Here is a 19,692-nt window from a genome sequence, read left to right as displayed (position 1 = left end):
TCAATGCACCGTGCACACCATGCACGGGTCGAAGGAGCGCACGACGTGCTGCACGGCGACGGGCTCGACTTCCCCTTCGCGCACCGGCGCGCCGACGAGCGCCTGCTCGCAGGCCCCCGGCACTCCAGAGGCGTCGCGAGGGGAGAAGTTCCACGTCGTCGGCGCGATGATTTGATAGTTGAGGATGCGCCCGTTCTTCACCGTCAGCCAATGACCGAGCGAGCCGCGCGCCGCCTCGATGAGGCCGGCCCCTTCCGCCTCGGCGGGCATCTGCCCCTGCACGTAGAACGGCTCATGGGGCGTCAAGCGGCGCGTCCAGCTCTCGAGCGCCAGCACGACGCGCGCGACCTCCAGCAGGCGCGCGATGACGCGGTTCGCAACGTTGCCGCCGCTCTGCTGGACGAGGTCGGCGATCAATGGATGCCCATCGACGAGCTGGCGGGCCAGCGCGCCCACCTCGACCACCTGACCGGCAAGGCGCGGCGCCTTGCACCAGGTGTAGCCGCCTTCGGCGTCGGCGTCGGGAATGGTCACGCCGCGCGAGGGATGCCGCGGGCCGTTGCGGTGTGCGAACCAGCCGGAGGACAGGTCCTCGGTGATGTCGGCTTGGTCGAACGCACGGACTTTCCCATCGATATAGACGCCGCGCTTGAAGAGATGGGCGCCATTCTCCGCGTAGGCGCCGTAGCTGAGAAAGCGATCGCCGGTGCGGCCGAGCTCGTCCAGCCTGAGCGCTTTGACGAGCTGCAAAAAGATGCCGAAGTCGCTGGCCGCAGGGCCGCCCCGCGCGGCCCAGGCGCTGAGCTCGGCGGCCGAGCCGAGCGCCGCCACGGCTTCGAGCTTGTCGCCGAACATCCGCGTCTCGAGGAACCGCCGAAAAGCCGCAAGCGTCGCCAGCACCCTCGCCTGCCCGGCGCGGTCGATGGCATGCGTCGTGCCGCCGGGGTGCAGGCCGAGCGTGTGCGGCCAATGCCCGGCAAGCGTACCCATGATGTGCATGAAGGCGGCGCGGACGGGCAGGATCTCGCGCGAGGCGGCCCCCTCGACCGCCTTGAAGCGCGACGCAACCTCGCCGTGCCAGGGCTCCTCGGCATAGATGGGCCGGGCGAAGTCGGGCATGAAGAAGAGATAGAAGTGCGTGAAGTGGTCGGCGACGTTCTCGGTCGCCAGGATGATGTTTTGCATCAGCCGGCCGTTCGGGGGAGCGGTAATGCCCTCAGCCGCCGCCAGCGCCATCGCGGCCGCCATGGACTGGGAGACCGAGCAGATACCGCAGATGCGCGGCGTATAGACGAGCGCATCGCGCGGATCCTTGCCATTGAGGATCTGCTCGAAGCCGCGATAGAGCGGCGAGTTGACCCACGCGCCTTTGACCGCGCCGCCTTCGATCTCGAGCTTGATCTCGAGGTCGCCCTCGACGCGGTTGAAGGGACCGACGATGCGGCGGCTCATTTTCGCCCCTTCCCGTACGTCGCCGAGGGCGGGGTGATGATGTAGTCGGCGACGGCATTCATCTTGACGCGCTGCGGCGTGGCCGCCTTCGACAGCGCGGCAAGCGCTACGAACCAAGCCTTCGGCATATCCGTCGGCAGCCCGATCGGAATCCCGGCCAGCTTCGGCGTTTCAAGAAAGGCATGCGTCGGACGCTCGAAGCCGGGCTCGGTGCAGGAGATGCACGGGTAGCCGGCGCGCGTGCAGGAGCCGCCCCCGTTCCACAGCCGAATGTTGCAATCGGCGTGCACCTGCGTTGCCATGCAGCCCAAGTGCTCCATTAGGCAGCCGAGGTTGGAGAGCTGCTCGGCGCTCGCCTTGTACTCGTAGTACTCGTTGCGCGGGCAGCCATGGTGCACGAGGTTCTCGGCATAGAAGCGCGGCCGCCCCAGGGCGTCGAGATCGGCTTCCGTCAGGGTGCCGAGCGCCAGCTGGAGCAGCGTCTCCACCACCCAATCGGGGTGGATCGGGCAGCCGGAGATATTGATCACCGGCATGCCGGAGCGGGCATGAAAGGTCGGGCCCAACAGGCCGCCCGCCTCACTCCCGTCATACGCCAGGCCGGAAGCTTCCACGTGATTGCTGCCGGCCGCGGTAACGCCGCCATACGCCGCGCAGGTGCCGATGGCGATGACGTCGCCGGCCAGCTGGCAGAGCTCGGCGATGAGATCCTTCATCGGCTCGCCGGAGCCAGCCTGAAGATGGAAACGGCCGCTGCCGTTGGGACCGTGGATCACCGAGCCTTCGAGGCACAGGATATCGAGCGGAACGGATCCCGACCTTACGGCGCCGAGCACGGCGTGCAGCTCGCTCCCCGTCGCCTCGCTCAGCGACGGGTGCCAGAGGAGATGGATGCCGGCGACGTCGAGGGCAGTGAGAAAGTCTGGCTGCTCGGCACAGATCAGCGACAGCGTGCACCCGCCGCAGCCGCCCGATTGCAGCCAAAGCAGATTGCGCGGGCCATGCGCCGCGCCGTTGCCCCTGCCGTTAGGCTTCATGCCCCTTCTCCTTCAGGGGCAAGCGCAGCGTGAACACGGCGCCCCCCAGCGGATGGTTGCCGGCTTCGAGTTTGCCGCCCAGCTCTTCGGCGAGGCCGTAGCTGACATAGAGCCCCAGCCCGGTGCCCTCGCCGAGCTTCTTGGTGGTGAAGAAGGGCTCGAAGATGCGTCCCATGGCATCGGCAGTGATGCCGGGGCCATAGTCGCGGACCACCACGCTGGCCGAGTTGCCGTCGACGAGCGCCGCCACTTCGAGGCGCGGCTCCTCGAGATCGGCCATGACGTCGACGGCATTCTGCACCAGGTTGACGATGATCTGATGCACTGGCCCCTTGCGCCCGACGATCTCGAGCGTTTCGGGCATGTGGAAGTCGATGGCCGGCTTGATGCGCGCCGCCTTCACGACCCAGCTCACTGCGGTGCGAGCGACGCGCACCAAATCGAAAGCGTCCGGCGCTTCCGACTGGGTGCTCGAGAAGCGGCGCAGGTCCTGGACGATCTCGCTGACGCGCTCGGCGCCTTCGAGCGTCCCGTCGACGAGGGGTGCAATATCGGCGAGCACGCGGTCGATCTTGAGCTTGGCGCGCAGCGCCTGCAGCTTTTCCGCGCTTTCGCCGCGATCGATGGCCTGCAGGTACTTGGTCAGCCGCTCTCCGTAACGCTTCAGCGCGTGCATGTTGCCGAAGACGAAGCTGATCGGATTGTTGAGCTCGTGCGCGACGCCGGCGACGAGACGACCCATGGCCGCCATCTTCTCCGAGACGACGAGCTGCTGCTGCGCCTGGCGCAACTCGCGGTGGGCGACGTTCAAGCTCTCGTAGGCGCGGCGCAGCTCGCCGACCGGGCGTCCGATCAGGACGAAGCCGAGGAGAGCGCCCTTGTGGTCGTAGCGGGCGGAGCAATTCATGGCCAGTGGCGTTGGGTTGCCGCTGCCGTCGAAGAGCGCCACCTCGTGGTCGGCGATTGGCGCTTCGCCGCTCAGCTTGTCGGCAAAGCGCGCGATCAACGGCGCTGATTTGTCGGCAAAGAGTGTTGCAAGCGGCTCGCCGATGAGGTCGGCCTCGGCCCGCCCGGTCAGCTGCTCGAGCGCCGCATTGACGCGCTCGATGCGCCCGTTGCGGTCGCACACGATGAGCACGTCCGTCATCGCCGCCAGGACGCTGCCGATGAACTGCTGCGCCTCCTCAAGCGCCGCGTTCTTGCGCTCCAGCGCCACCTGGTGATGCACCAGGTCGGCATAGACGGCATCCATCTTCTGCACGACCTCGATCCATGCCTCCTCGCTGACCGGGGTCATGTCGAGCGTGCGGGCGACGCCGGCCCGCTGGATCAGACGGCGCTCTGCCTTGGCATCGGGCTTGGGCGACACGAGCATGCTCGCTCCCGAGTCAGCTGGCGATCTTCCGGCGGCCTTCCGCATCGATACCCTCGACTTTCTCGAGGCCATAGCGCTCGAGCTTGCTACGCAGGCCGACGCGCGATAGGCCCAGTTCCTTGGCGGCGCGGCTCTTGTTCCAGCGGTGCCGGATCAACGTCTCGCGGATGATGCACGCCTCGACCGATTCGATCCTCTCGCGCAGGGTGCCGTCAAGCGAGCCGACGAAATCGATCTCGTTGTCCTCGCCCGCCGGGACCGCGCGCAGGATGCGCGACGACAATAGATCGGCGCCGACCTCGCCATGCTCGGGCGCCATCACGAGGATCTGCTGGATCTCGTTCTGCAGCTCACGCACGTTGCCCGGCCATGAGTAGGCGGTAAGGCATTCGATCGCCTCCGCCGTCAGGCCCTTGACGTTTTTGCCGAGCTGCTTCTGCGCCTTGTCGAGGAGCATGCGGGCGATGACGGGAATGTCGACGCGCCGATCGCGCAACGCCGGGACGTGAATGGTCACCGCCGACAGCCGATAGTAGAGGTCCTCGCGGAAGCGCCCGGCCCTCACCTCGGCCTCGAGATCCTTGTTGGTCGCCGCCAGCACGCGGATGTTGACCTTGCGCGTCTGCCGGCGCCCGACGGGACGGAACTCGCCCTCCTGCAGCACGCGCAGCAGCTTTACCTGGAAGGCGGGCGACACCTCGCCGATCTCATCGAGGAAGACGGTTCCACCGTCGGCGCGCTCAAATAGGCCGATGTGGTCCTCCACCGCTCCGGTGAAGGCGCCGCGCTTGTGGCCGAAAAGCTCGCTCTCCAACAGCTCGCTCGGCATCGCGGCACAGTTCTCGACCACGAACGGCTTGTCCCAGCGCAGGCTGTTGTAATGCAGCGCGCGCGAGACCAGCTCCTTGCCGGTCCCGGATTCGCCGGTAATCAGCACCGAGATGTCGTAGGGCGCGATGCGGGCGATGCGATCGCACACCTCGTTCATGGGGCTGTCGGGGCTGCGGATGATGCCGTCGTCGCGCCGGTAGTGCTGCTTCAGCTCTCCGCGGCGCGCGGCGATCACGTTCTCCGCCCGATCCGACGACATCTTCAGCTCTACGGCCAGAAGCTCGTTTTCCCGCTGCAGCTCGAAGAGGCGCACGGCGTTCTTCAAGGTGAGGATCAGGCTTTCCGGCTGCCACGGCTTGGTCACGTATTGATAGATGCCGGCCTCGTTGATCGAGCGGATGATGTCCTCGGCGTCGGTGTAGCCGGAAATGATCATGCGCACGACCTCGGGCCAGCGGTTGCGCACCGAGCGCAGGAATTCAACGCCCGAGACGTGCGGCATGCGCTGATCGCACAAGATGACCTGCACCCATTCGCGCTCGAGAATCTCCTCCGCCTTCTCCGCGCTGACCGCGGTCTTCACGTCGAAGTTGTCCTCGAGGATGCGCTCGAGCGACTCGAGACTTCTTTGCTCGTCGTCGACGATCAGAACCGTCGGCAAGCCCGTCATGACGCGTTCCTCCAGCAAAGGGAAAATCGCTTGTCCCGATGGCGCGCAATGGTGATCGGCGTTCTCGATTTCGGGACGCGTCGCACGAAATTGTAGCGCGCGACGTGATAGCTCGGATCGAAGCCGTAAAAGTTGAGGCGCATGCGCTCGAGCTCCTCGGCGCGGTAGGCGGCGAGCGGCTTCTTGCCCTCCTCGGCTGCCCGCTCTCGCCGCTTGGCGGCAAGCCGCGCCGCCCAATCGGGGGCGGCGGCCAGCGCCTCCGCGCGGCCGCGCACCGCCGCGAGGAATTCTGCTGGATATGCACCGAAGCGCGCATCGGCAAGACCGAGCGCTACGGCCTCGCTCGACCCCATCGGCAGCCGCGCCGCCATGATGCGCTGTGCATTCTCCGCACCCGCATGTCGCGGCAGCAGGTAGGTCCACAGCTCCGAGCCGTAGAGGTTTCCCATGTCCTTGTAGTGGGGCGAGAGGATCACCCCCGTGCGCAGCCACATCTCGTCGGCAGCGCGTGCCAGGAATACGCCGCCTGCCCCGGCATTGCCTTGCAGGGCGGCGACGGTGAGATGGCTGTCGGTGCGGATGATCGCTTCCGCCAGATCGTCGATGGCGTTGATGTTGCGCCAGGATTCGTCGGCCGGACTTTCCGCCGCCTCGATGGCATTGAGGTCCATGCCGTTCGACCAGAAGTCCGGGGCGCCCAACAGCACGATGACCTTCGTCGGCCGCTCCAGCGCCCGGGCGTAGGCCGCGCGCAGCCGCGCGCACGCATCCGTGCCCATGGCTCCGTTATAGAAACGGAAATGCAGATAGCCGACGCCGTTGCTCTCTTCATACGTGATCTCGCGATAGCCGTAGTCGGTGTCGCGTTCGATCTCGGGAACTGAGCCGATGGCACCCTTCAGCACCACGGTCGCCGGCAGCTTGAAGGGGTGGGTGCTCGCCGGGTCCCGCAGCCGGCCTATCCAGATAGCGCCGTCGATGGTCGCGACCGCAACCGCCGGCCCGCTGGTGGCGAGGATGCTGCCGGGCGCTCCCGCCAAGCCGGGTGCGGGATGCGCATCGTGCAGGTAGACCTCGCGGCCGAGGAGAATATCGCGCACGCCGGGCGTGCCGTCGGCGCCGGCGATCTTGCGCAGCACGGTGGGGTTGCCGTCGCGCTGCCAATCGATGGCGCGGTCGGACTGGCGGCAAAGCCCCCGCCAGCCGCCGATGTGCGCCACCTCGTCAGTGCCCGCCTCCGGCAGCGGGCCGGCGCCACTCTCAAAACGCTGCAGGGCCTCGAGGACGGCGCGCGTGGCGGCCTCGGTGACCTCGTTGCGGTAGAGGCTGGACTTGGTCGCGCATCGCATGGCGAAATCGGCGCATGCCCACACGGGGCCGGCGTCCATCTCGGCCTCCGCTTGCAGCACCGTGATGCCCCAGCTGGTGCGGTCCTCGAGGATCGCCCAGTCGAGGGCCGACGGTCCGCGGTCGCCGCGGATGCCGGGGTGCACGATCAGGCACGGGTGGCTGCGCCAGACCGCCTCCGGGATGGCGCGCTTGAGGAATGGGGCAATGACGAGATGCGGCTCGAAGAGCGCCACCGCCTCGCATGTCACCGCATCGTTGATGTCGAGCTCCACCGACAGCTCGTGCCCGCGCGCCGTAAGCTCCACGAACATGCGTTGCGTGAGGCTGTTGAAGCTGTGAGCGAGGAGCAGAATTCGCATCGTCAGCAGATCCGCGGAAGTTGTTCGCCGGCCAGCCAGTCGACGATGCGGCTGCCGCCAAAGTTCGTCTCCATGCGTACGAAGGCATTGGTGTCGGCGATGACCTCGCCGATGACTTCCGCCTCGCGCCCGAGCGGGTGGGCGCGCATGGCGGAGAGCAGGCGCGGAGCGTCGGGCTCGGCGCAGATGGCAACGAGCTTGCCTTCGTTGGCCACGTAAAGCGGATCGAGACCTAAGAGCTCGCAGGCCGCCCGCACGCCTGCATGCACGGGCACCGCCGACTCGCGGATGCGCATCCCGGCCTGCGACTGCTGGGCAAGCTCGTTCAAGGTCGTGGCGAGGCCGCCGCGCGTCGGATCGCGCAGACAGTGGATGTCGCGGACCTCCGCAACCATGCGCGCGACCAACCCGTGCAGCGCAGCGGTGTCGGAGCTGATCTCAGTCTCGAACTCGAGATTGGCGCGCTTCGACAGGATCGCCACGCCGTGGTCGCCGATCGCGCCCGAGACAATGATCTTGTCGCCGGGTCGCGCGCGATCGCCCGAGATGTTTACGCCCTCGGGAACAACGCCGATGCCGGTCGTGGTGATAAAGATGCCGTCCCCCTTGCCCTTCTCGACCACCTTAGTGTCGCCGGTGACTATTGGCACGCCCGCATCGCGCGCAGCGCCCGCCATGCTGGCGACGATGCGCTCCAGATCGGCGAAGGGGAACCCCTCCTCGAGGATGAAGCCCGCCGACAGATAGAGCGGCGTCGCCCCCGACATGGCGACGTCGTTGAGCGTGCCGTGCACGGCGAGGCAGCCGATGTCGCCGCCGGGAAAGAAGAGGGGCGAAATCACGTGCCCGTCGGTGGTCATTACGAGCCGCCCCGCGGGCACATCAAATGCCGCCTGATCGTTGCCTTGTCGCAGCATGGCGTTGTCGAAGTGCCTGACGAACAGCTCCGAGACGAGCTGTGCGGTGGCACGGCCGCCACTGCCGTGCGTCATGTCGATGGTGCCCGAGCGCAGGTCGAGGCGCGAGGCAAAGCGGGTCATGATCGTCATGCGGCCGCCTCCTTCTGCGCCCGCGTCGACGCCATGTCGGCGCCGGTGCCGCGAAACCGTCCGTAGGTCCAGTAAGCCGCGCACGCGCCCTCGGAGGATACCATGCACGAGCCGATGGGGTTCTCGGGCGTGCAGGCGGTGCCGAACAGCTTGCAGTCGGTCGGCTTCTTCGCCCCGCGCAGGATCGAGGGACACTCGCAGCTCTTGGCGTCGCGCACTTTGCGCGTGGTGACCGAGAAGCGCTTTTCGGCGTCGAAGTCGGCGTAGGCGTCCTTGATGCGCAGCGCGCTGTAGGGTACCTCGCCCAAGCCCCGCCACTCGAAGCTCTGGCGCAACTCGAACACCTCGGCGACCAGCCTCTGCGCCTTGACGTTGCCCTCGCGCGTCACGACGCGAACGTACTCGTTCTCGACCTCGTGGCGGCCCTCGTTCAGTTGGCGGATCACCATCAGCGTCGCTTGCATGACGTCCAGCGGCTCGAATCCCGCAATCACCACCGGGCGCTGGAACTCCTCGGCGAAATACTCGTAAGGCCGGCTGCCGATGATGGAGGAGACATGCGAGGGGCCGAGGAAGCCGTCGATCTCCACGCTACCGAGCTCGCGCACCTCCGGGCTCTGCAGAATATGCTGGATCGCAGGCGGCGTGAGCACATGGTTGCAGAAGACGCTGAAGTTGCCGAGGCGCTGCGCCTTGGCCTCGCGGATGGCGACCGCGCTCGGCGGCGTGGTCGTCTCGAAGCCGATGGCGAAGAAGACCACGTCCTTGTCCGGGGTCTCGCGCGCGATCCGCAGCGCATCCCTGATCGAATAGACCATGCGTATGTCGGCGCCGGCCGCCTTGGCCTTGATCAGGCTCCGGCGCTCGGAGGCCGGAACCCGCATCATATCGCCATAGCTGCAGACGATGGCGCCGTGGCGCTCGGCGAGCTCGATCGCATTGTCGATGCGCCCCATCGGCAGCACGCACACCGGACAGCCGGGCCCATGCACGAAATGCACGTTTGACGGCATCAGGTCCTGCACGCCGTAGCGGAAGATGGCGTGCGTGTGGCCGCCGCAAAACTCCATGATGTGGTAGGTGCGCTCCGCTCCCGCTTCCCGGGCGATGGTGGCGCCAAGGCGCTTGGCGAGGTCACCGTTGCGGAACTCGTCGACATATTTCATAGCGCCAGCTCCTCGAGCGGGTCCTCGCCGGCTTCGCGGATCATCGCCAGCGTCCGGTCGGCCTCCTCGGGCGAGAGCTTGTGCAGCGCAAATCCGACGTGCACGAGCACGTAGTCGCCAGGGGTCACATCCTCGAGCAGCGCGACCGAGATCTCCTTCTTGACGCCGCCAAGCGCGACGACTGCGGTTTCCGTCGCACAATCGATGGACATCACCTCGGCGGGCAGGGCGAGGCACATGGTCTCAACTCCCTTGCACGGCGGCGGTGGCGAGGAGATCGCCACGGCCGATCGCGGCGAGAGCGCGTGCGGCCTTGATCCACTGTATCCAGGCATCGAGGCCTTCGCCGGTCTTGGCCGAGACCTGCAGCACTTTAATTCCAGGGTTGATCTTGCGCGCGTTGGAGATCGTCTGGCCGACGTCGAAGTCGAGATGCGGCAGCAGGTCGGTCTTGGCCAGGATCATCAGGTCTGCCGCGTGGAACATGTCGGGATATTTGAGCGGCTTGTCCTCGCCCTCGGTGACCGAGAGGATGACCACCTTGTGCGCTTCCCCGAGGTCGAAGGCCGCCGGGCAGACGAGGTTGCCGACGTTCTCGATGAACAGCACGCTGCTGTCGGCGGGACTTAGGTGCTCGACCGCATGCCCAACCATGTGCGCGTCGAGATGGCAGCCCTTCCCGGTATTGACCTGCAGCGCCTTGACACCGGTCGCGCGGATACGCTCGGCGTCGTTGCAGGTCTGCTGGTCGCCTTCGATAACGCACATCATGAGATCGTGCTTCAGGCGCTCGATCGTCTTGACGAGCAGCGTCGTCTTGCCGGAGCCCGGGCTCGAGACGAGGTTCAGCGCCAGAATCCCGTGCGCGTTGAACAAGGCCCGGTTGGCGGCGGCGTAAGCGTTGTTCTTAGCCAGGATGTCCTGCTCGATGGCGACCATGCGCGCCTGGCTCATGCCCGGAGCATGCGCGCGTGCCGGGCCCTGGCCATAGTCGATGGCGCCCTCGCCATGATGATGGTGATGATGGTGGTCGTGATCGTGGGAATGGTCATCGATGCCGGCGTCATCATGGCTGTGCGCGTGAACGTGCGTCGTACCATCGGCATGCGTGTGCTCGTGGGCATGCGCGTGTGCCCCAGGCGCTCCCGCCTTCTCGATGCGCGTCTCGCCCGCGCTACAGCCGCAAACGGTACACATCAGTCGACCTCCAGATCCTTGATCCTCATCTCCTCGCCGCACGTGACCTGCAGTTGATGGCCACCGCAGTCCGGGCAGGCGTCGTAGCGTTGACGTATCGTCACCACCCGCTCGCACGGCAGGCACCAGGCCTGCGCCTCCATGGCAATGATCTCCAGCACGGCATCTTCGGCGAGCGTCCCTTTGGTGACCACGTCGAAGGAGAAGCGCAGCGCTTCCGTCTCGACGCCGGCGAGCGCACCGATCTCGAGCCGCACCTTCCTGACGCGCGTATAGTTTTGGCGCTGCGCCTCCTGCTCCAGGATGCCGATGATGCTTTCTGAGATGGCCATCTCGTGCATCACGCAACCCTCAGCTCGTAGCCCACGCAGGGATCGATCGCGGTGATGAAGAGGTCGGCGATTTGCCACGTCTCATGCGGGCGACCGGCGATCTCGCCGAGACCGCGGGCGGCGCTGCCGCGGGCATGGAAGTTCCATTCGGTTGGCGCCAGGATCGCATAGCGGCATACGACATCGCGCTCGATCTCCACGCCATGCACCAGGCGTCCGCGTGCGGCTTCGATCTGCGCGACGGCGCGTCCGGGCGCTGCCCCCGAAGCGCTTGCGTGGGTCGGCCCTTCGACGTCTTCCCGTTCGCGCCAATGCTCAATGATACGGGTCATGGCGCCCGGCGCTGCGCCGATCTCGACGATCCGCGCCGCGATGCGTGTCAGCAGCCCGCTACCGCAGCTGCGCATCAGATCGCGCACCAGCGGGTTGTCGGCTTGGCGGGCGAGTGCGCTTGTCTCCTTGGGGTCGCCGTCCCAGGTGGGCGCGGCGACGAAGTCTTCGGCCTCCTGGCCAAGAAGGGGGCCGATCAGCTCGGCGTCGGCGAGGTGCGGAAGAAAGTGCGTCTCGGCGCGTCCGGCGTCAGCCCATCCGCGCTCGAGCACCGCTTGGACGAGCTGCTGCGCCGGCATTACAGAGGCTTGCGCCCAGCGCTCCAGGTCGGCAGCCGAGTGGCGTGCGGTCCACGCGGCGACCGGCTCGCCGAGGACGAGCTCCTCGATGAGACGGTCAAGCTCCACGATGTCGGCGGCCAAGCGCGCGGCGTCGAGGCTCGCCGCGCCGCCGACGGCAAGCGCCGTACGCTCGCGATCGAGCGCCTGCCGCAGCCCTTCGCACAGACGCATGATGCGCAGCAGCTCCGCCGGCTTGGCTTCCCGCCCGAGGAACCTTGGCCAGTCGATCGCGGCGCGGATCAGGTGCTCGCGCAGGCTCTCGGCAAGGACCAGGAGCTGGCGTATGGCCTGCGTCTCCTCGCCCGCTTCGATGCCGAGCGCGCGCTCGCAGGCTTGCGCGGCGACCACACCTTGCGCCACGCCGCAGACGCTGAAAAGGATCGGCAGCGTGCGAACCGTCTCGTACACGCTCTTGCCGACAAACGCCTTCGTCAGACCAAGCGGGCGGCTCGAGGCGATCGACGCGCGCCCGGCGCCATCGGCGGCGCGGTCGAGATCGATCGTCAGGCACCCCTCGATCGCCATCACACCGAGCCCCGTCCTGATGCGATCTTGCCGGAAATGAGGTTTCGCCGCGAGATACCGCGCCGGCTTGCGTCCTCGCGCTCATCGTCGCGCGGCGCGTTCGGCTCGCCGCCGGGCTCGCGGCTTTCGTCGATGCGCGCGTCGAACAGGGCTTCCAATGCCGCCTCGGCCGCGATGCGGGCGGCCTCCTGGTCTTCGAACTCGAGCACGGGGGAAAACAGCGAGCACATCTGATAGCGCCCGATGCCTTCCTCTTCGCCGACGAGAAAATCGAAGCGGCCGGCGGGGAAGGTGTGGGCCAGCCTCGAGCCGAGCGGCAGGTCCGCCCACACGGCCGCCCACTCATCCGTTCCCGGCAGCAGCATGAGATTGATGAACCACGGCGTGATGAGCACCGACAGCCAATCGCCGTTCCAGTCGCGCGTGCCGACCGCCTCGACCTTGAGGCGCGGATTGAGGATCGGGATACCGTCCATGCGCTCCGCCTCGATCTTGGCAAAGGCGGCCTCGAGGCGCGCCGCTATCGTCAGCGTATCAGGCATCGGCGTCCCCATTGAGGATCATGAAGCCCGACTTGGCGCCGTCGCAGTTCGGGCAGGTCCAATGGTCGGGGAGCTGAGAGAACGGCGTGCCGGTGGGGATCTGCCAATAGTCATCGCCCGCCTGCGGGTCATAGACGTACCAGCAGATCTTGCATTCGAGACGGGTTGCCTCGCCGATGTTCTGGTTGTTACCGCCGTAGGAGCCGGCAAAGAAAGTGTCCTTCACCGGTAGACCTCCAGGATCTCGCCCAGACGCTGGGCGCTGTCGGCAAGATCTTCCTCCGCCGCACACGCCACGCTCGGCACGTCGGCGACCTCGATGGTGTTGAGGACGATCGCATCGCGCGAGTTGAAGTAGCGGACCCACCAGGCATTGCGCGTCCCCGTCGACGTGATGCGGCAGTTGCCGTACCCGCGCGATAGGATGGTGACCGCGCCGGGCCCGAGCCGCTGGTCGAGGAAGGCGATATCCTCCTCGGTCTGCGGCAGCAGCGTCAGGTTGATGACGTGCGCGGCAACACCGGGCCCGTAGGCAGCGATCTTGTCGTCGAGCTCGGTGACCAGCGCCGGGGCGTTGAGCACGCCGGGCGGCAGTGCACCCCGGTGCGAGCGCATGCATTCGAGACCCGCTGCCTGGGCGACATCCAGAACGGCCGACGGGAATGCGCCGACCTCGATCAAGTCACGCTTCAACGCGCCCGTGATGTCGGTCTCGTGCACACGCCAGAGGCCGGCAAGCACCGACTCTTGCGCCAGTATGGTGGCGCCGGCAACGATCGAGACCTCGCCGTCGCCCAGCGCCTGATCGATGAATTCCCGATTGGTCGCGTCGAGACCGGTGATATCGAAGCAGCGCGCGGCTTGCCCCGCGGCAGCCTCCGCGGCCGCCACGCGGACCTCGGCAAGTATCGCCAGCGCCCGCTCGATGCCGTGCGTCTCCTCCGGCTCGGGAAGCACCGGCGCGGAGTAGGTGCGCATGTTCTTTGGCATTTCCATGTACTCGAGCACGGCGCCATCGTCTTCGGACGGTTGCGTGCCGGGGCCGACCATGGCGGGATTGGTGCCGGTCATTGCAGCTCTCCTTGGGCTTCGTGGTCACCTTCGCGCCGCATGCCGGCTGAATAGCAGCCGTCGGGAAACTTGAATGGCGGCGGCTCGGTCGCTTCGCTGGCAAGGATGGCGGGAATCTCCGCGAGGTAGTCGGACCAGTCGAGCACGCGGGTAAGCACGCCCAGGTAGCCGTCGCGCCGCATGAAGACGAGGGCCGGGAAGGCGTTGAACCGGAAGCGGCGCTGCAGCTGGCGCTCGGACTGCTTGGCGACCAGCGCCGGCGCGAGCCGCTTGCCCAAGACCTTGAGAATCTCCGGCAGGATAACCGCAACGTCATTGCTTTCGACCAGGCGGTCGGCGTCGCCGGGAAAGAACAGCACCGAATGCTCGTGCGCCTTGAGAAAGGCATCCAGCGACCCTTCGTCGACGACGGCAAAGCCGTGGCGTGCGACAAGAGCCTCGATCAACGGCGTCGTCATTGTGGGTCTCCTCGACTCGTCGTCTTGGCCAATTGTTCTTTGAGATGAGGGGGAAGCTCGGGCTCGCGGCCCGCCAAATCCGGGAAGAGATGATCGAGGGCGGTGGAGCCGGTCATCGCCAGCCCAAGCGCATCGAGCGCCTGCCCGACGAGCGCGGCGTGTTCAGCGCTCACAACCTCACGCGCAGCGTCGAGGAAGACGAGCACCCAGGTGCCCGGAGCCTGTCGGCCGACGAGCATCATGTCGATCGTGCGCCGCTCACCTTGCCCTTCGCAGACGGCGCGTGCGCCGTCACATTCGATCACGCGCATGGGGACGCCTATGCACATCAGGCGACCTCCGGCGCGGATGGGTCCGCAGCCGCATCGACCGGCGCCGCGTCGCTGCCCGTCGCCGCGAGCACGCGCGGGTCGCCGTACCGGCAGGCTTCCGCCTCCGATGGACGCCCGTTTTCATAAGCGCTCAGCGAAACCTCGGCTGAGGACAGCGTCATGTCGTCGGCGAGCGGGGCGGCGCGCCGCTGAGGCTCGATCCCGAAACGGGCGAGATAGGCAATCGCGTGCCCGATCGCGGGAGCGATTTGCGCTTTGACGTCGCTGCGCAAGCTGCCGCCGTAGTCCTCGAGTTCGACGGGCTGCACGCCGACGAGGAGCAGATGCCTGGGCAGATCCCCCAGCATCTCGGCCATGGCCAGCACTTCCTGGAAGCCCGTCTGGTGCAGGCTCATCTTCTTGGCGCCGAGGAACTTGGGCACCTCATCGTCCTCGACCAGCTTGATGGTCCCGGGGGGCAAGCCGTAGTCGACGGCGTCGAAGACGACCAGGATGTCGGCGTTGCGGACGTGCTCGATGAGATAGATGCCCTGCGTGCCGCCATCCATCAGCGTCACGTTGCGCGCAAAGGCATAGGCGCGGTGCAGCTCCTCAACGGCGCGCACACCGAACCCTTCGTCCGCCCACAGCAGGTTGCCGATCCCCAGGATCAGAACCCTCGGCACTTCCTCCATCGCACACCCTTATCTTCTGTTGGCGAGTGTTGCGTTTCGAGACACCAAGCAAAGCATGGGCCAAAGAGCGGGAGCGATCCTGATCCAAGTCAAATCGCGGTCGTCCGGCGGTTGCTGGCCGAGAAAATTGGAAAGCTAGTGTCCAACATTCCTCAAGAAATGGAATGTCACTTGCCAGCAGGACTGCCAGACTGGCCCCGGGACTGGGGCCATAGGTAATCTATACTTTCCAGGTATAGAAATAGCTTTCCACCCATTGGCCGGGCCCCTTCGCTTGCCCCAAAAAAAGAGCCCATACGGCCGGCCAGCGCCGGGACGTATGGGCAGTTCAAGGGGAGGAGGCCGGGCTTGGACCGGGCCTCCAGGAGGTTGGCCGTCAGTCTGGTGAATGTCGATCGTCGGCCGGCTGGTTGTCCTTAAAGGTGCGCCAGCCGGAGATCATCGTGCTGATGATGCTCTGGCGGGACATGATGTCCTCGCGGAACGCGGCATAGATGTGCACCATCACGAAGATGACGATCACCCACATCCCGAGGTGATGATAGGTGTGCACCCACTGGCTGTTGCCGAACAGCGGGATCACCCAGCTCGAGAACAACGCGTACTGCCAGGAGTCCATCCCCTCGCCTTCGCCGTAAAGGGCGAGGCCGGTGATGATCATGAAGATGATCCCCCACACGAACAGCACGTGCATGGCGAGCGTCGCCAGCGGGTTGTGCCCCACGTACTTCTTCGGCGCCTTGGCGATGAACAGGTACCACTCGATCTCGTGGCGCACCTCTCCCCACCACTTGGCGCTGAAGATCGGCGGCAGGAAGATCTGCCGCGCGTGCTCGTTGCCGGCGAACGCCCAGTACACCCGCAGCAGGAATCCGGCGATCAGCACGTAGCCGGCGGCGAAATGGACGAAGCGGATGTACCCCATGAGGAAGTGGTCGCTCGCCTCGCCCGGCAGCGTCGGCAGCGGGCTGGCGATGAAGTAGCCGGTAACCGCCAGCGTCAGGATGGCGAGCGCGTTGACCCAGTGCCAAAGCCGCAGCGGGCCCTCGTACACGTAGACGGTCGAGGGTTGCGACTGCAGATCGGCCGTCGATTTCATGACCATGGCCCCGCCCTCATGCCGACAGGAGATAGGCGCCTGCCGCGGCAATCGCGGTGCCGGCGACCGGTGCGGCAAGACGTACCCGCGTCATCGCCAGGCCAAGGCCGACGCCGATCCCGTGCAGGGCTGCGGTAGCGATGACAAAGCCCGCCATGTAGGCGAGGATGGCCCCTGTCGCCTCGCTGCCGTGCGCCTGTCCGTGGTAGATCGCAAACACGGCGGCGAGCGCCGCACCCACCACGAGCGACACCTCCACGCGCGTCAGAATCAACAGTCCCAGCAGAGCCACCGAGAGCGCGATGCCCGTCTCCACCATGGGCAGTGGAACCTGCAGGTATCCCGCCGTCGCGCCGACCAGCATGGCGGCGATGAAGGCGGCCGGAGCCACCCACATGCGCCCCATTTGCCCCCGGCTCGACAGCGCCGACCAGATGCCGACGGCAAGCATGGCGAGCAAGTGATCGAGACCGCCAACGGGATGGGTGATGCCGGCGAAGAAGCCGTGTGTGTGGCCGACCCCGGTGTGGGCCAACGCGGGGGCTGCCCCGGCCAGCAATAGGGCCAGAGCTGCGCCGGTGACGAGACGAATGTTTCGCATTGTTTTTCCTCCCACTTCTCAGCGTACTTTGACGCTAGCGAGCTCGCGGCCGTCCTCGCTCATGACGTGCGTCGAGCAAGCAAGGCAGGGATCGAAGCTGTGTATGGTGCGCAGAATCTCTACCGGCTCCTCGGCCCGCTCGACCTTGGTGTCCATGAGCGAAGCCTCGAAGGCGCCGATGTTTCCCTCGTTGTCGCGGGGCGAACCGTTCCAGGTCGTCGGCACCACACACTGGTAGTTGTCGATCTTGGTGTCCTTGATCTTGATCCAATGCGCCAGCGCTCCGCGCGGAGCTTCCGTGAACCCGACACCCTTGGCGTCCGCCGGCCACGTCTCTGGCTCCCAGCGCTCGACGTTGGCCGTCGAGGAGTCGCCCGCCTTGATGGTGGCGATGAGCTTGTCCATGAAGTGGCGCTGCAGACGGCAGCACCGCTGGGCCTCGAGCGCGCGCGCCGCGGTGCGGCCCAGCGTCGAGAAGAGCGCGTCGACCGGAACATTGAGCGCCGCCAAGGTGGCGTTGATCTGCTCGGTGATCTCCGGGTGGCCGGCCGCGTAGCCGACGACGTAGCGGGCGAGCGGGCCCACCTCCATCGCGTGTCCCTTCCAGCGCGGTGCCTTGATCCAGGAATACTTGCCGGCCTCGTCGAGCTCCTCGATATTCGTCTTCGTGCCCTTGGCGTTGGGCCCCAGGACGTAGTTCGGTTCGGTGATGCCGTCCCACGGATGCAACCCCTTCTTCTCGTCGGGGTAGGAGTACCAGGAGTGCGGCACGAACTCCTGGATCTCCGAAGCATCCCTGAGATCGATGGGGTGCACCTCCTTGAGGTTGCCGTTGATGACGGCACCCTGGGGCATCAGCAGGTTGGCGGCCGAATAGTCGTTGGCGTTCTCGGGAATGTCGCCGTAGGCCAGCACGCTCTTGCCCGACAGGCCGCCGCCGTAGAGCCAGCCCTTGTAGATGTTGCCGATGGCGATGATGTCGGGGATGTAGACGTTCTCGATGAACTCCGTCGACTGGTTGATGATGTCGGAGACGTAGTTGAGACGCTCCATGTTGATCGCACCGACGGCGCCGGTGCCATCGACGTTGATCGCGCACGGCACGCCGCCGACGATCCAGTTGGGATGCGGATCCTTGCCGCCGAAGATGACGCGCGTCTTCATGATCTGCGACTGGAAGTCGAGCGCCTCCAGGTAATGCGTGGTGGCCATCAAATCGGCCTCCGGCGGCAACAGGTAGGCCGGATTGTCCCAATAGCCGTTCTTGAAGGGACCGAGCTGGCCGCTCTCGACAAACCGCTTCAGCCGGTTCTGCACGTCGCGGAAGTACCCCGGCGATGACTTCGGATGGCTCGGCGAGACCATCTTCTGCAATTCGCTCGTCGCCTTGGGATCGGCCTTCAGTGCCGTTACCGGATTGACCCAGTCGAGCGCGTGCAGATGGTAGAAATGCACGAGGTGGTCGTGGATCTGCAGCGATAGCTGCATGATGTTGCGTATGGAGTTGGCGTTCTCCGGGATTTTGATGTCGAGGGCATCCTCGACGGCGCGCACCGAGGTCAGCGCGTGGGTGCCGGTGCAGACCCCGCAGATGCGCTGCGTGAAGGCCCAAGCATCGCGCGGATCGCGCCCCTTCAGGATGACCTCGAGCCCGCGCCACATGGTGCCCGTCGACACCGCGTTGCGGATCACGTTGTCGGCGTCGATGTTGACCTCGCAGCGCATGTGACCCTCGATGCGGGTCAAGGGATCGACCACGACGCGCTTGCCGCTGGTGTCGAGGTTGAAGCCGTTCGGCGTCTGGATTGCCATTACTGATTTCCTCCCTTATCGCGGGCGCGCTTGATGGCGCTCACGGCGGCGTGGGCAGCGACTGCGGCGCCGACGACACCGACGGCCGCCAAGCCGACCTGGTCGGCATTGGCCTCGACGCCGAACTGATTGATGTTGGTGAGACGGTTGTAGAACGAGCCGTTATCCCAGAAGCCGTCCTCCGAGCAGCCGATGCAGCCATGGCCCGACTGGATCGGGAACGACACGCCGCCATACCAGCGCGTGGTCGAGCAGGCGTTGTAGGTGGTCGGACCCTTGCAGCCCATCTTGTAGAGGCAGTAGCCCTTCCTGGCGCTGTCGTCGTCCCACGCCTCGACGAACTGTCCCGCGTCGAAGTGCGGTCGGCGATAGCATTTGTCGTGGATGCGCTGCGAATAGAACATCTTCGGCCGGCCCTGTCGGTCGAGTTCGGGCAGCTTCTCGAAGGTGGCGATGTACGTGATGACCGCGGTCATCACCTCCGGGATCGGCGGGCAGCCCGGCACCTTGATGATCGGCTTATCGCGGATCACCTTGTGGATCGGCACCGCCTGCGTCGGATTGGGCCGCGCGGCCTGCACGCAGCCCCACGAGGCGCACGATCCCCACGAGATGATCGCCTTGCAGTTCGAGGCCGCCTTCTTCAACTGGTCGAGATAGGGCTTGCCGCCGATGATGCAGTACATGCCGTCGGCGTTGAGCGGCGGATTACCCTCGCAGGCGAGGATGTAGTTGCCTTTGTACTTCTCGATGATCTCGTCGACGATGGATTCGGCCTGATGGCCGGCAGCCGCCATGATCGTGTCGTCATAGTCGAGCGAGATCATCGACAGGATGACGTCGGAGGCTAATGGATGCGCGGAGCGGATGAACGCTTCCGAGCAACACGTGCACTCAAGTCCGTGCAGCCACAGCACCGGCGTGCGCGGCTTGGTCTCCAGCGCATGCGCCATTTTCGATACGAACGCGGGACCCAGTCCCAGCGACGCCGCAGTCAGACTGCAGAACTTCAGGAAGCTTCGGCGCGAAATGCCTTGCCGCCGCAATACGTCATAGAATGTCTCGGTCATGTCTGGCGTCTCTCCCCTC

Annotated in this window: 21 protein-coding genes; all 21 read right to left on the bottom strand. The window is 66.1% G+C overall.

The window, feature by feature from the left end:
• The 21 genes from F9K20_RS07895 to F9K20_RS07795 all read right to left on the bottom strand — a co-directional run bounded on the left by F9K20_RS07895 (position 1) and on the right by F9K20_RS07795 (position 19,673).
• Complete coding sequence (locus F9K20_RS07895) at positions 1-1,452, bottom strand: nickel-dependent hydrogenase large subunit (RefSeq protein ID WP_290999617.1); 1,452 nt, start codon at positions 1,450-1,452, stop codon at positions 1-3.
• Positions 1,449-2,489: a HupU protein gene (locus tag F9K20_RS07890; RefSeq protein ID WP_290999614.1), complete on the bottom strand. Its 1,041-nt coding sequence runs from the start codon at positions 2,487-2,489 to the stop codon at positions 1,449-1,451. The genes F9K20_RS07895 and F9K20_RS07890 overlap by 4 nt, the downstream gene beginning before the upstream one ends.
• Positions 2,479-3,864: an ATP-binding protein gene (locus F9K20_RS07885; RefSeq protein WP_290999611.1), complete on the bottom strand. Its 1,386-nt coding sequence runs from the start codon at positions 3,862-3,864 to the stop codon at positions 2,479-2,481. Before F9K20_RS07885 ends, F9K20_RS07890 begins: the two co-directional genes overlap by 11 nt.
• Positions 3,865-3,877: 13 nt before the next feature.
• On the bottom strand, positions 3,878-5,365 hold the full coding sequence (locus F9K20_RS07880; protein WP_290999608.1) for a sigma-54 dependent transcriptional regulator: 1,488 nt from the start codon (positions 5,363-5,365) through the stop codon (positions 3,878-3,880).
• Positions 5,362-7,074 (bottom strand): hydrogenase maturation protein, encoded by a 1,713-nt coding sequence (locus F9K20_RS07875; protein WP_290999605.1) that lies wholly within the window; start codon positions 7,072-7,074, stop codon positions 5,362-5,364. Before F9K20_RS07875 ends, F9K20_RS07880 begins: the two co-directional genes overlap by 4 nt.
• A 2-nt stretch (positions 7,075-7,076) precedes the next feature.
• Positions 7,077-8,123 (bottom strand): hydrogenase expression/formation protein HypE, encoded by a 1,047-nt coding sequence (gene hypE / locus F9K20_RS07870; RefSeq protein WP_290999603.1) that lies wholly within the window; start codon positions 8,121-8,123, stop codon positions 7,077-7,079.
• On the bottom strand, positions 8,120-9,289 hold the full coding sequence (gene hypD, locus F9K20_RS07865) for a hydrogenase formation protein HypD (protein WP_290999602.1): 1,170 nt from the start codon (positions 9,287-9,289) through the stop codon (positions 8,120-8,122). Before hypD ends, hypE begins: the two co-directional genes overlap by 4 nt.
• Positions 9,286-9,528, bottom strand: coding sequence for a HypC/HybG/HupF family hydrogenase formation chaperone (locus F9K20_RS07860; RefSeq protein WP_290999599.1), 243 nt, complete (start codon positions 9,526-9,528; stop codon positions 9,286-9,288). The genes hypD and F9K20_RS07860 overlap by 4 nt, the downstream gene beginning before the upstream one ends.
• 4 nt (positions 9,529-9,532) lie before the next feature.
• Positions 9,533-10,486, bottom strand: coding sequence for a hydrogenase nickel incorporation protein HypB (gene hypB / locus F9K20_RS07855; RefSeq protein WP_290999596.1), 954 nt, complete (start codon positions 10,484-10,486; stop codon positions 9,533-9,535).
• The gene (hypA, locus tag F9K20_RS07850; RefSeq protein ID WP_290999594.1) at positions 10,486-10,827 is read right to left on the bottom strand and encodes a hydrogenase maturation nickel metallochaperone HypA; all 342 of its coding nucleotides are present in this window, start codon (positions 10,825-10,827) and stop codon (positions 10,486-10,488) included. Before hypA ends, hypB begins: the two co-directional genes overlap by 1 nt.
• Positions 10,827-12,014 carry a nickel-dependent hydrogenase large subunit gene (locus F9K20_RS07845; RefSeq protein WP_290999592.1) on the bottom strand — a complete coding sequence of 396 codons (1,188 nt, stop codon included), beginning with the start codon at positions 12,012-12,014 and terminating at the stop codon, positions 10,827-10,829. The genes hypA and F9K20_RS07845 overlap by 1 nt, the downstream gene beginning before the upstream one ends.
• Positions 12,014-12,556, bottom strand: a complete 543-nt coding sequence (hybE, locus tag F9K20_RS07840) for a [NiFe]-hydrogenase assembly chaperone HybE (RefSeq protein ID WP_290999589.1) — start codon at positions 12,554-12,556, stop codon at positions 12,014-12,016. The genes F9K20_RS07845 and hybE overlap by 1 nt, the downstream gene beginning before the upstream one ends.
• Positions 12,549-12,782, bottom strand: a complete 234-nt coding sequence (locus F9K20_RS07835) for a rubredoxin (RefSeq protein WP_290999586.1) — start codon at positions 12,780-12,782, stop codon at positions 12,549-12,551. The genes hybE and F9K20_RS07835 overlap by 8 nt, the downstream gene beginning before the upstream one ends.
• Positions 12,779-13,627, bottom strand: coding sequence for a hydrogenase expression/formation protein (locus F9K20_RS07830; protein WP_290999584.1), 849 nt, complete (start codon positions 13,625-13,627; stop codon positions 12,779-12,781). Before F9K20_RS07830 ends, F9K20_RS07835 begins: the two co-directional genes overlap by 4 nt.
• A complete protein-coding gene (locus F9K20_RS07825; RefSeq protein WP_290999581.1) occupies positions 13,624-14,085 on the bottom strand; it encodes a hydrogenase-1 expression HyaE in 462 nt (153 codons plus the stop codon). Before F9K20_RS07825 ends, F9K20_RS07830 begins: the two co-directional genes overlap by 4 nt.
• Complete coding sequence (locus F9K20_RS07820) at positions 14,082-14,414, bottom strand: HypC/HybG/HupF family hydrogenase formation chaperone (protein WP_290999578.1); 333 nt, start codon at positions 14,412-14,414, stop codon at positions 14,082-14,084. Before F9K20_RS07820 ends, F9K20_RS07825 begins: the two co-directional genes overlap by 4 nt.
• Positions 14,414-15,091: a HyaD/HybD family hydrogenase maturation endopeptidase gene (locus F9K20_RS07815; RefSeq protein ID WP_290999575.1), complete on the bottom strand. Its 678-nt coding sequence runs from the start codon at positions 15,089-15,091 to the stop codon at positions 14,414-14,416. The genes F9K20_RS07820 and F9K20_RS07815 overlap by 1 nt, the downstream gene beginning before the upstream one ends.
• Before the next feature lie 376 nt (positions 15,092-15,467).
• Complete coding sequence (cybH, locus tag F9K20_RS07810; RefSeq protein ID WP_290999573.1) at positions 15,468-16,196, bottom strand: Ni/Fe-hydrogenase, b-type cytochrome subunit; 729 nt, start codon at positions 16,194-16,196, stop codon at positions 15,468-15,470.
• A 10-nt stretch (positions 16,197-16,206) separates the two neighbouring features.
• On the bottom strand, positions 16,207-16,791 hold the full coding sequence (locus tag F9K20_RS07805) for a HupE/UreJ family protein (RefSeq protein WP_290999571.1): 585 nt from the start codon (positions 16,789-16,791) through the stop codon (positions 16,207-16,209).
• A gap of 18 nt (positions 16,792-16,809) precedes the next feature.
• A complete protein-coding gene (locus tag F9K20_RS07800; protein ID WP_290999568.1) occupies positions 16,810-18,603 on the bottom strand; it encodes a nickel-dependent hydrogenase large subunit in 1,794 nt (597 codons plus the stop codon).
• Positions 18,603-19,673 (bottom strand): hydrogenase small subunit, encoded by a 1,071-nt coding sequence (locus F9K20_RS07795; protein ID WP_290999565.1) that lies wholly within the window; start codon positions 19,671-19,673, stop codon positions 18,603-18,605. The genes F9K20_RS07800 and F9K20_RS07795 overlap by 1 nt, the downstream gene beginning before the upstream one ends.
• Positions 19,674-19,692 lie beyond the last annotated feature (19 nt).

Origin of the sequence: Hyphomicrobium sp. (genome assembly GCF_009026145.1) — a bacterium.
Taxonomy (GTDB): Bacteria; Pseudomonadota; Alphaproteobacteria; order Rhizobiales; family Hyphomicrobiaceae; genus Hyphomicrobium_A.
The sequence above is the reverse complement of the archived record's forward strand: the minus strand, read 5'-3'. Positions and strand labels throughout refer to the sequence as shown.